Here is a 10599-nt window from a genome sequence, read left to right on the forward strand (position 1 = left end):
CGCGTTTGCGCTGGTCAGAGGCTTGCGTGTGCATGGTCACCACCTGGTCATCGGTCGGGGTTGAGGGTCGGTCGTCTTGGCTGCCTCGCGGGCGGCAGTGCCGGCAGCGCGGTTGCATCGGCGGTGTTCGGGGCCGGCGTACTCGCGCTTGCCGGTGCCGTCGCGGTGGCCGAGGTCCCAGGGCGCACCGGGCGGGATGAGGTGGCCGCAGCGTGCGCACGACACCGTGCCGCGGGCGACCGCAGGTGCGAGCTGAGCGCGGAGGCGCTGGTGGTGCGTGCCGTAGCCCTTGCGAGTGGTGTCACCCGGTCGCTGGTGGTCAGCCATACCCACGATTCTAACTGGCTTTAGCGGTTAGATCGGCGCCTTCGTCGGTGACGAGGTCGGGTCGTCCGATGTAGACGCGGGCGCCGATGGCGTCGCAGTAGCGGCGGATGGTGGAGATCCGCGGGTCATGGCGTCCACCTTCCAACGTGGACACGACTTCGCGCCGGAGACCGGACCGGCGTGCTACCTCGGTCTGGTTCATGGCCGCCTGTTCGCGCAGTCTCCGCAGGTGCCGGCCAACGCCGGTGATGTCGTTCCCCATGGCGTTCATTCGCTCCAGTCTTCGAGTGTCCGTTGTGGACTGTTGATGGTGAAGGGTGAACGATGGTGAACCTTCGTCCGTATACCCGCGCACACACATACATAAGGAGTTACCGGCACACGGTTCACCATCGTTCACCCGCGCAGGTCACAGCGGTAGACCGCCCGCTTCGTCCTCGTCGGCGGCTAGCCCGATGCCGACGTACTGGTATGCGCCGCCGTGCCCGCGCTTCTTCTCGAACCCGCGCTCGGTCAGGCGCAGGCCGAAGTCCTTCTGTGACATCGAGGCGATATCGCGGCGCAGGCACCACGTCGCCCACGTCTGGTACAGCACGGTGGCCTTGATCTTCGCGTAGGGCTGGAGGGTGCATTCCTCGTCGAGGAACTGCGCCAGCGGGTCGGACGCGTCCCGGTAGGACTCCGTGCGCTCCAGCACGGCCGCAGGCGGGTTCAATCCCACCCGCTGATAGTCCTGCCACCCCCCGAACACCCACGCCAGCACCGCGGGCAGCTGGGCCTTGATCTTCTCCGGCAGCTTCACGTCCGGCTCGGTCACAGTCACGTCGAACGGGACGACGCTCAACCTGCGCCACATGGCCTTGTCGTCGGCGGAGACCTGCGGCTTGTGGTTGGTGACGTAGATCAGCGAGTGCGACGGCTCGAACTCGAAGGCGTTTTCCCGCATCCGGTTCGCGCGGATCTTGTCCCCGCCCGTCAGCCGCTTCACCGTGGCCGCGGCGATCACGTCGCCCTCGTCGGTCTCGGAAGTGACCACGATGCGGGCGCCGTGCAGGTCGGCGAGGAATGTGCCGTGCCGCTCGTGCCGCGTCTTCATGATCAGCTTGGGGTCCACGGTGATGCCGTAGTCCCCGAACGCGGCCAGCACGGCATCGATGCACACGGACTTCCCGTTGCCGCCAGTGCCAGTCAGGATCGGCAACGTGTGCTCCCGAACCTTGCCCAGCAGCGCCACGCCGAACACGCGTTGCAGGTAGGCGCGGACCTCGGCGTCCGGGAGCACGGTCTCCAGAAACGTGTTCCACAGCCCGGACCGCGCGCCGGCGGCGGCCTCCGTGCCGGCGCACTTGGTGATCATGTCGCGGGGGTCGTGCGGTTGCAGCTGCCCCGTGTCGAGGTTCAGCGTGCCGTTGCGCGCGTTGAACAACCAGGGTGCGGCGTTGATCTCCTCGGCCGCGACCGTCATGGGCCGCAGGTGTTTCGCGATCTCCAGCACGCCGGTGATGCCGCCGGACGACTCGCATTTCTTCACGTCGACGATCAGCCCGTCACGGTCCTTCGCGGACAGCTCCACGGACTCGTGCCGCAGATCCTTCAGCAGCGCGACGACACAGCGACGGGCCTCCCCGTCGCGGTCCTCGATCCAGTGCGTGCCGCACCACCGATGCCACCCAATGCCGTGCACGTACAACAGGTGATCGGCGTAGGCGCTCACAAACCGCTCGGCGATCCGCAGTTGCCCGGAGTGCATCTCCTTCAGGAACGGCACGACGCCGGCGGTCTCGGCGTCGGCGTACGTCGTGGTCATGCGGACCTTTCTTGGTGGTGCTGCTCGAAATGCGCCCACGAGGCCGCGGTTCGAGCACGGATTTCCCGCGGCGTCAGCTCAGGCCGTGTGGCCTCGGCACGCCGTCGGCGTAGTTCGGCGTAGGTGGGCACGGACGCCACCTGGCGCCAGTCCGCGCCGGCGGAGAACGCGGCCGAGATGTCCCGCTGCCCGGCGCGGTAGGCCCATTCGACCCATTCGGCCAGCAGCTCGGCAACGTGCGGGCTGGTGTTGAGCAGCCGCCAGGCAGCCGCATCGAGCACAAGGAAGTCGTACTCGACGCGGTCCACCTCGACGGTGCGACGGTCACCGCTCACGCCGCTTCGTCCGCGACGCACGCGTCGGCCGCGGTCCAGCCGTACACGTGGTCCGGGTGGGTGTGTTTGCCGTCGTGCCCGGCGTCGAGGTAGCAGCGGTACCGCGTGCCCGCGATGCCCTGGTACTTGACCGGGTCGTACTCGACGAACGGCCTGATCACGCTGGTGCACCGTGCGGCGTCCACATCGGACCACTCGCCGTCGCCGTCGCCGGTGACCGGCCATGTGGCGCCGCAGTAGGCGCACCAGAAACAGGTCCCGTCGCCGCTGGTCTCGTCGCAGCAGAGCGGGCACTCCGGGTTCCGGTGGATCAGCGGCGGGGGCGCCGGCCGCGTTGTCCCCTCGGTCATCCGGTCACCTCCGGCGTGCGCAGCGCGGCGCCGAGCAGCGCGCGGAGGTCGGCCACGCGCAACGCCGCGGCGTGGTGGTCGAGGCCGAACGCGTGGATCAGCGCGAGGTCGAGGGTGCTGCCCGCGCGCCGCTCCAGCTGGGCGAGGTACGCCGCGACGCGGGCCGCCGCGGTGATGACGGACGGGCGGCGCTCCACCACCAGCTCGTCGAGCACATCGGCGTAGAACGAGGTGCCGTGGCGGGGGTTATCGGGGTTGACCAGCCCCACGCCGGGCCGCCCGTAACGACCGCGATGCAGGGTGTCCACGCGCCATCTCTCGCCGGATCGCAGCGTCAGCAGCTCACCCACGTGATACACCCGCAGGTCTGCGGTGCCGCCGATGACGCGGTCCACCAAGCCGTGACCGTCGGCGGCGGCCATGACCGCCAGGGCGTCGCGGACGATCGCGGCACGCTCGGCGGTGGGGCAGACTGCGACTGGCCAGTGCGCGCCGAGGTTCACGACGGTGACGACGTGGTCCCACTTCGGGTACGGGTGGCCGGCCTGGATGGTGGTGACCTCGACGTGCGTCACGCGGTCACCCCCGGAGTCCATGCCGCGCACGCGTCCCGCACCGCGTCGGCCATCTGGCCGGCCTCGGCGAACCGCGCGACGGTGTCGAGCACGTGCGCGGCCTCGGACCGGGCCAGGTTCTTCGTCGTGCCGATCGGCGCGCCGACGAGGAACGACACCACGGCCAGACGGTCCTCACGGTCCTTCACGCCGTGCTCGCCCAGCGCCGCCGCGATCGCGGTCAGCTGTTTCTCGGTCGCCCGCGGCTCGGGCGCGTCCTCGACCACGTCGGCGTCGACAGGTTCGGCCGAGGCCTCGGCCGCCTGCGCGGCTGCCTTGCCGGCCGCGGCGATCCGCTCGGCCAACGCGGCGTTGTTCGGCTCCACCCCGCGCGCCATGTTGTAGAGCTTCTGCAGCGCGGCCACGTCCCCGGCGGCCTCGGCCAGCGCGGCGTCCCAGTCGATCGCCTCGGGCTGCTCGCGGCGGGGCGGCTCGGGTGCCGACTGGCGCTCAGCCTCGGCCTGGACCGCGTCAGCCTGCGCCATCTCCTCCTCCGTGTACACCCCGGCGAGATCTTGCGGGAAAGCCTTACGCAGAGCCAAAGCCTCCGCGCACTTGGCGATCATGAGCGCACCCTTGCCCTGCCACATCGAGGTGAGAGCACCACCGCTCTTCGTCACCGAGTACTCGCCGAAATGAGCCGTGGCGTACATGACCTGCGACCAGTCCTTGCGGATGACACCGACACGCGCGGCGACCGGCGGGCCCTTCTTCAGCCACACGTCCGACCACACGCCATCCGGGCCGCACCACTGCGGGCCGACCTGCCCGCCGTACTGGCCGTGCCGCTCCGCCACGATCCGCAAGCCGTCGATAGCCGCCTGGATCGTGTACTTGTTCCGCCGGGCCTGCGAGTCCCACCGCGCGATCATGTAGAGCTGCCGGGCGAACGGGTCCAGCCCCGTCCGCTGCGCGAAGTGCAGGAACACCGCCAGGTCCGCGTCCGGGGCGTCGTCGAGGCCGAGCTGGACCAGCGCCGCGCGCTGGACCTCCGTCCACCCGGTCTGCGCCGGGTCCAGCGCCAGCGACCCCGCGGAACGCGTCACCATCTCCTTGCCCGTCATCGGGCCACGTCCTTTCGCGTCGGAATGTGCAGCCGCCGACCGCTGCTCGCCTTCACCGTGAAGGCGGCGCGCGCGACGGTCTTGTACGTGAGCACCGGTCGGCCATCGACGGTCAGCACCTCGGCATCGCCGACGAACACCCGCAACGCGGCCTCCACCTCGGCGATCCGTGCGCCGGTCGCCTTGCCCGCGGCCTTCAGCTCGGCGCGCTCGGCCAGCAGCGCCTCAACGTGCGCCGGGTACTGCGCCTCCACCGCCGTGCCCGAGACCGCGGCCGGCCACCGCAACGCCAGCTCGGCGTCCGTGATCGCGGCCAGGTCGACCTCGGGCGGTGTCTCGGAAATGACGTGCTCTGTCCAGAATTTGTCTACTCGCGCGGCAATGTCGGCGATCACCGCGTCGTCGCGCTGCACCGGGCCGCGCAGGTGCGGCACCGGGTCGATCCACGCGACAAACCACGCGTGACTCCGCCCCGTGACCGCAAGCTGTTGCTGCGCCTGCAAGTACGCCCCGCGGGAGATCCCGCCGTCGCGCCACTCCTTCGCCACGTCGGCGTAGACGCTGTGCGTCTTGATCTCCAGCACGCCGCCGTCGTCCACCAGCCGGTCCGGGGTGGTGCGCAGGTGGTCCCGCTCCCGCGAGGCGAGCAAGCCGGCGCGGGCCACGTCGAGCCCGGTCTGATCGGCGAACCAGTCCGCGAGGTGCGGTTCCAGCCAGTTCCCGCGCAGCATGGCGTAGCTCGGGTCCTCGTCGGCGAGCTGGCCGGTCTTGTCCAGCCACAACCCATACACGGACTGGTGTTTGGACTCGCCGAACAGCACCGGAATATCGGACCCGCCGATGCCGCGGCGCCGCTCGGCCAACCACGTCGCGCGGTCGATGTCGGCGGGCAGCACCTCCCGCGCCGCGGGGGTGTCCCAGAAGTTCGAGATCATGCCGACACCTCCACGTCCTCGACGAGGGCCAGGCCCTCGACGCGCTGCACTGCGGCAGCAACGGCGGTGGCGATCCGCTCAGGGCGCCAGTCGTAGCCGTGCCACCCCGGCGCCACCGCGACCAACACCGTCACCTCCACCAGCTGCTCGCCGTCGAGGCCGGCCACCACGCGGGCGGTCATGCCACACCGCCGCTGGCCCGCCGGTACCACGCGCGCCCCTCGGTGGTGGCTTCCCACACGGTCCAGGCCGTGCCGTAGTGCTCACGGACCAGACCCGAGGCACGGATGTACCCGCCCTCGACCAGCTCACGACGCCGCGGCCGGACCGAGTTGTCCAACATGGACAGTCGGCGGACCAGCTCGAAATCCGTCGCGCCGCCCTGCTCGACAAGGCCGATCAGGACGCGCCCGCGCTGGTTGCCGGTGCGCGGCGCAACGATGCGCGCCGCACGCGCCGAGGTGAGCACCGGATCGGAGGTGGTCTTGCCCGGGGTGTTCGCAGTGACCTCGGCGTCCCGGAGCGCGGCGGCGGCGCCCTGCTGCGCCTCGTACCCGCTCAGCGCGCCCATGATCCGGGCCTCGGCATCGGCAAGGCTGCACTCTCCGGTCCGGACGGCCGCCAGGTTCGCCGTGACGATGTTCCGGACGCGGCTCACGGTGTAGACGGAGGTGCCGGTCATCGGGCACCCGCCGCAAGCGCGGTGACCATGACCGGCTTGTCCGGCGACACCGCGCGAACCGCGGCGGCGAGGTGGCCACCGCACGCGTGCTTCGCGCCGCCCTCGTCGAACCGCTGGGCCAGGAACGCGGCGCGGCGACCACACGACATCTCGCAGTACTGCTTCTCAGGTGCGGGGGTGATCGTTGCGATATTTGTGAGGTGTTCGATGCTGGTCATGGGAGGTCCTTATCCTTCAGCCCTGCTCGTTCCACGCAGGCCACGGAGCGGCTTTCCTTATGCGGCAGTCGTTTCACGGGCCGCCCGTCGGGCGAGCGCCGCGCGGACGATGCGAGCGGCGCGGGCGAGCGTCGCCGGATCGTCGAGTGCAAGGACGTGCTCAGGTCCCGCCGAGCGTTCCCATGCCGCCACATCCGGGGCACTGTCGATCGCCCTGCCGTCTGTCGTGCGGGTCGACGGGCACGGTGCCTGAGCCGCCGCATGAGCGGCAGAGGTAGCGATCGGGGCACTGTCGCTGGATCGCTTGCCGGACACGGCTCACGCCGCCGCGACACTGGGCTCGTCCACAGTCAGCTCGGCCGGGGTGATGCGCAGCGCCTTGCACAGCGCCCGGAAGTTGGCCCCGACCGGAGAGCGGTTGCCGATCTCCCAGTGACCGACAGTCGAGGGTGCGATGCGCAGGATCGCGGCGAGCTTGGCCTGAGTGAGGCCGGCTACCTCGCGGGCTTGACGGATCTTCTCTCCGTCGATCTCTCTCGTTCGCATGGCAGCCACGTTATGCCCTGTTTAGCCACGTGGTCAAAGATCAACCTGTCATTACGGGCCCTATTACGTGGCAGTAAGTGGCGAATCGATGACGCGAGGTGCGCGAACGGTGCATTGCGTGACCCCGGACACGCCTAGACTTGCCACGTTTTGCCACGTTACTATGGTGGTCGTGAGTGAGCACGCAGAGAAAAGTCTCGGTTGGTGGATCGACCTCCGGCGCAGTCAGCTCAGCCTGACGCTCGTCGAGCTGGCCACACTCGCCGACATGTCGAGAGAGACGCTCAGGAGTGCCGCACAGGGGCGCCGGATGCGCGCGGCGAACAAGCGGCGCCTTGAGGGGGCGCTGCAATGGCAGCCGGGCGCGATCGACGCCATTGCCCGCGGCAGTGACCCAATACCGGTCGCCGAGCCCGCGCCAGTGCGACGCGCAGACGGAAGTGTCGACGCGATCGCCGCAGTGCGGACCCTGCTCGATCTGGCCGTGTCGCTCCGCACTGGCGGAGACGATGCCGAGGCCGAGGACACACTCGAAATGGCGACACGCCTGGCCCGACGGCAGGGCGTGCTCGCCCAACTGGCCGACGAGATCACAGCCGCCAGCAGGTGAACTAGCGCGTTCGAGTGAAGATCTTTCACCTTGGCTAACACACCGTCGCAACGGCCATATAGAACGTATGTACGAATCCGGTTGGGGGAAGACGGGAGGGGCGGGCATGCAAGGCCGCGTTTGGGTGGGGTCGGTATTCGCCGTGGTCACAGCGTTCGTGGTGGTACAAGCCACCTACTTGCTGATCATCGGAACTCAGCTGATCGAACCCGCGATTTGGGACCTGTCGATCGCCACCCTGATCCTCTCCGGCGTCACGACCATCAGCCTGTCCGCACAAGATCGAATCGTGCGCGCCCTGACGCGGCGAATCGATCTAGCCGAACGCCGAGCGATCATCCAGCTGGCGGCCGAGGATAGCGACGACCCCCGCCAGTCGTTACGCGTCGTGCGCTAACGCTTCCGCCACTCGATCTCGACACGGCGGTGGTTGAACACCCTGCCGCCCTGCCTGCCCGTGGGCCGCACGACGACGCGCTCGACGAACATGCGGACGACCTCCCGTTGTTCGTCGAGCGTCATGTCGGGCCACGCTTCACGCAAGAGCGCAACGTCGGGGGTACTCCTGGTTGACGCCGGCAGCTGGGCAAGCTCGTGCTGCAGCGCCTGCTCCTGCGCGTTGAACGCGTCGCGAGCAGCCTTCCACTCGCCCATGGTCAACTCTCCGGGCTTCGCCCACGCCGCCGCGAGCTCGATGCGTCGAGCGTCCAACGCGGCAAGGTCGCGGGTGATCTCCTCGCGCCGCCCGGCGTGGTCGTCGCCGGCGAGGTGTTCGAGGAACTCCGGCTTGTCGAGCTCAGTCCACATGCGATCAAGCACGCACTTGTCGACCGGCGCGATCGTCGCAGTCACGCCCCCGCATCCCCCTTTCGCCCGGCGGCAGGCCAGTTGGGGCGTGGGGGCAGGCTTGGGCTTTCCTGGTTGCACCATCCGATGTTTCGGAGCCCCTACAAGCGGCGTGCCGCAGACGCCACAGACCGCGAGTCCGCTGGTCAGCAAGTACTTTCGCCCCGCACTGACTATAAACATCGACTCGCCGACGGCGTAGCTGCCCTTCCCGTCGCGTCGCTCAACCTGGCGAGGACTCGACAGCTTCGCGCGTACCGAACGCCACGTCACCTCGTCGAGGATGGCCGGCCAGTTTCCCGCGCCGACGACCTCGCCGCGGTACACGCGCAGCCCCGCGACGGACGGGTTTGTGAGCATGCTCTTCACGCTGCTAGCGGCGAACTTCCCGCCACGAGCCGGGCGCACGCCGCGCTCGTCCAGGTCGTCGACGAGGTGCGTCAGCGACCACCCGGAGAGCACACGCTCGGCGGCCTGCCGGATCTCGGCGGCCTGCTCCGGCACGATCTCGTAGGACTTGCCAGCGCGGACGTACCCGAACACGATCGCCGCCGGCGCGTTTCCCCGCGCGGCGTTGGTCGCGAGCTTGTCGTTGACGCGCCTGCGAAGCCGGCGCACCTCACCCGCGCCGAGCACCGCCCGCAAGCTGGCGATCTCGTCCTCGACACGCACGATTCCCTCACGCCGGGTATGCAGCTCAGTCACGCCCCCGTCGACGAGCTCGGCGCGCAACCGAAACCAGCGGACCTCGTTGCGCTCAAGCCGGTACTGCTCGGCGCACCACAGGCGCGCGACCTCGCCCCGAGCAACAGCCGCGCGCAGCAGGTCGTACGCCGGCCGCACGACGTCGTCCTTCTCGCCGCTGAACCCGTCCTCGGCGTAGATGACGACCGGCACGCCCGGCCACGTGACGGCCGCGTACTCGCGCCCCTGCATCTCTTGATCCGCGATGCTGTCGGCGCTGGTCTTGGATATGCGCAGGTAGAGCGCAACATGACGGGTCATCCCGCCAGCTTGCCTGATGAGGCACCTTTGCGGAATACGCCATTCGGCGTGCGGGGGAACCTCTTGCCGTCGGCGATTTCGTGGATGCTGACCGTCGGGTGGGAGACCGTCCTGACGGCGCTGGCGACCATGGCCACCGCCACCGTCTTCGAGCGGCTCGGCTGGGGCGGCGGGACGACGACAAAAGTGGTGGCGCTGGTTGTGGTCGCCGGGCTGACCGTGGTCAGCGGCGTGCTGGGGTTCGACCTGATCATGCGGCTGCAGACCGTCATCACCTGGGTGACCGGCGTGCTCACGGTCGTCTACGTGGTGCTGGTGGCCGGGCACGTGCGCTGGCCGGCCGTCACGGCGGTGCCGGCGGGCTCGGCGCAGGAGTTCATCGGCGCGCTGGTGTTCCTGATGACGGGCTTCGGGCTCGGCTGGGTGAACGCGGCCGCGGACTATTCGCGTTACCTGCCGCGGCGGGCGTCCGGGCGCGGGGTGGTCGGGTGGACGACGTTCGGCGCGTCCGTGGCGCCGGTGGTGCTGCTGGTGTTCGGGCTGTTGCTGGCCGCGTCCTCGCCGGAGCTGAACCAGGCCGTCGCGGCCGACCCGATCGGCGCGCTGACCACGATCCTGCCGGTGTGGTTCCTGGTGCCGTTCGCGATCGTCGCCGTGCTCGGGCTGGTCGGCGGGGCGGTGCTGGACATCTACTCGTCCGGGCTGTCGCTGCTGTCGGCCGGGCTGCGGATCCCGCGGTACGCCGCCGCGCTGGTCGACGGCGTGATCATGATCGGCGGCACGGTCTACCTGGTCTTCTTCGGCGGCACGTTCCTCGGCCAGTTCCAGGGGTTCCTGACCACCCTCGGCGTGCCGGTGGCCGCGTGGTGCGGCGTGATGCTGGCCGACGTGCTGCTGCGCCGCCGCGACTACGCCGAAGCCGACCTGTTCGACCCGCGCGGCCGCTACGGCGACGTCCGCTTCGGCCCGATCACCCTGATCGTCATCGCGACGGCGCTGGGCTGGGGACTGGTGACCAACGCGTCGGCGAGCTGGCTGCACTGGCAGGGCTACCTGCTGGAGCCGTTCGGCCTCGGCGGGTCTTGGGCGTTCGCGAATCTCGGCGTGCTTGTCGCGCTGGTGCTCGGTTTCGTGGTGACGCTGGTGTTCGGGCGGTCCCAGGTCCGGGCGCAGGAGGCGGCCGCCTAGCGCGTGTCTGGCAAAGGTTGTGGGTCGTTGTGTGGGCTGGCTCGGTGTAGCGGATGACGCTTTCACTGCACT

16 protein-coding genes are annotated in these 10599 nt (G+C 69.5%); 3 read left to right on the forward strand and 13 right to left on the reverse strand.

Going from position 1 to position 10599, the window contains the following annotated elements; translation table 11 throughout:
• Nucleotides 1-36 precede the first annotated feature (36 nt).
• The 12 genes from OG371_RS13345 to OG371_RS13400 all read right to left on the reverse strand — a co-directional run bounded on the left by OG371_RS13345 (nucleotide 37) and on the right by OG371_RS13400 (nucleotide 6878).
• Nucleotides 37-327: a hypothetical protein gene (locus OG371_RS13345; RefSeq protein WP_329069020.1), complete on the reverse strand. Its 291-nt coding sequence runs from the start codon at nucleotides 325-327 to the stop codon at nucleotides 37-39.
• A 10-nt stretch (nucleotides 328-337) separates the two neighbouring features.
• On the reverse strand, nucleotides 338-598 hold the full coding sequence (locus OG371_RS13350; RefSeq protein ID WP_329069022.1) for a helix-turn-helix domain-containing protein: 261 nt from the start codon (nucleotides 596-598) through the stop codon (nucleotides 338-340).
• Nucleotides 599-736: 138 nt separating this feature from the next.
• Nucleotides 737-2134: a DNA primase family protein gene (locus OG371_RS13355; RefSeq protein WP_329069024.1), complete on the reverse strand. Its 1398-nt coding sequence runs from the start codon at nucleotides 2132-2134 to the stop codon at nucleotides 737-739.
• Nucleotides 2131-2469, reverse strand: coding sequence for a hypothetical protein (locus tag OG371_RS13360; RefSeq protein WP_329069026.1), 339 nt, complete (start codon nucleotides 2467-2469; stop codon nucleotides 2131-2133). Before OG371_RS13360 ends, OG371_RS13355 begins: the two co-directional genes overlap by 4 nt.
• Nucleotides 2466-2819 (reverse strand): hypothetical protein, encoded by a 354-nt coding sequence (locus OG371_RS13365; protein WP_329069027.1) that lies wholly within the window; start codon nucleotides 2817-2819, stop codon nucleotides 2466-2468. Before OG371_RS13365 ends, OG371_RS13360 begins: the two co-directional genes overlap by 4 nt.
• On the reverse strand, nucleotides 2816-3394 hold the full coding sequence (locus tag OG371_RS13370; RefSeq protein ID WP_329069029.1) for a hypothetical protein: 579 nt from the start codon (nucleotides 3392-3394) through the stop codon (nucleotides 2816-2818). Before OG371_RS13370 ends, OG371_RS13365 begins: the two co-directional genes overlap by 4 nt.
• On the reverse strand, nucleotides 3391-4497 hold the full coding sequence (gene bet / locus OG371_RS13375; RefSeq protein ID WP_329069031.1) for a phage recombination protein Bet: 1107 nt from the start codon (nucleotides 4495-4497) through the stop codon (nucleotides 3391-3393). Before bet ends, OG371_RS13370 begins: the two co-directional genes overlap by 4 nt.
• A complete protein-coding gene (locus OG371_RS13380; protein ID WP_329069032.1) occupies nucleotides 4494-5432 on the reverse strand; it encodes a YqaJ viral recombinase family nuclease in 939 nt (312 codons plus the stop codon). The genes bet and OG371_RS13380 overlap by 4 nt, the downstream gene beginning before the upstream one ends.
• Nucleotides 5429-5614 (reverse strand): hypothetical protein, encoded by a 186-nt coding sequence (locus tag OG371_RS13385; RefSeq protein WP_329069034.1) that lies wholly within the window; start codon nucleotides 5612-5614, stop codon nucleotides 5429-5431. Before OG371_RS13385 ends, OG371_RS13380 begins: the two co-directional genes overlap by 4 nt.
• Nucleotides 5611-6114 carry a hypothetical protein gene (locus OG371_RS13390; protein ID WP_329069036.1) on the reverse strand — a complete coding sequence of 168 codons (504 nt, stop codon included), beginning with the start codon at nucleotides 6112-6114 and terminating at the stop codon, nucleotides 5611-5613. Before OG371_RS13390 ends, OG371_RS13385 begins: the two co-directional genes overlap by 4 nt.
• Nucleotides 6111-6332, reverse strand: coding sequence for a hypothetical protein (locus tag OG371_RS13395; RefSeq protein WP_329069038.1), 222 nt, complete (start codon nucleotides 6330-6332; stop codon nucleotides 6111-6113). The genes OG371_RS13390 and OG371_RS13395 overlap by 4 nt, the downstream gene beginning before the upstream one ends.
• A 318-nt stretch (nucleotides 6333-6650) precedes the next feature.
• Nucleotides 6651-6878, reverse strand: coding sequence for a helix-turn-helix domain-containing protein (locus tag OG371_RS13400; protein ID WP_329069041.1), 228 nt, complete (start codon nucleotides 6876-6878; stop codon nucleotides 6651-6653).
• 172 nt (nucleotides 6879-7050) lie between these two features.
• Here OG371_RS13400 and OG371_RS13405 point away from each other — a divergent pair, with 172 nt between their 5' ends.
• Nucleotides 7051-7488 carry a hypothetical protein gene (locus tag OG371_RS13405; protein WP_329069043.1) on the forward strand — a complete coding sequence of 146 codons (438 nt, stop codon included), beginning with the start codon at nucleotides 7051-7053 and terminating at the stop codon, nucleotides 7486-7488.
• A 106-nt stretch (nucleotides 7489-7594) separates the two neighbouring features.
• The gene (locus OG371_RS13410) at nucleotides 7595-7885 is read left to right on the forward strand and encodes a hypothetical protein (protein WP_329069045.1); all 291 of its coding nucleotides are present in this window, start codon (nucleotides 7595-7597) and stop codon (nucleotides 7883-7885) included.
• On the opposite strand, the gene OG371_RS13415 is transcribed toward OG371_RS13410, so the two are convergent.
• Nucleotides 7882-9339 (reverse strand): recombinase family protein, encoded by a 1458-nt coding sequence (locus OG371_RS13415; RefSeq protein ID WP_329069047.1) that lies wholly within the window; start codon nucleotides 9337-9339, stop codon nucleotides 7882-7884. The genes OG371_RS13410 and OG371_RS13415 overlap by 4 nt on opposite strands.
• 48 nt (nucleotides 9340-9387) lie before the next feature.
• On the opposite strand from OG371_RS13415, the gene OG371_RS13420 reads away from it, so the two are divergent.
• Entirely contained in the window at nucleotides 9388-10527 is a 1140-nt protein-coding gene (locus OG371_RS13420) for a purine-cytosine permease family protein (RefSeq protein ID WP_329069048.1), read from the forward strand.
• Nucleotides 10528-10599 lie beyond the last annotated feature (72 nt).

The organism is Amycolatopsis sp. NBC_01480 (assembly GCF_036227205.1).
Lineage (GTDB): Bacteria > Actinomycetota > Actinomycetes > Mycobacteriales > Pseudonocardiaceae > Amycolatopsis.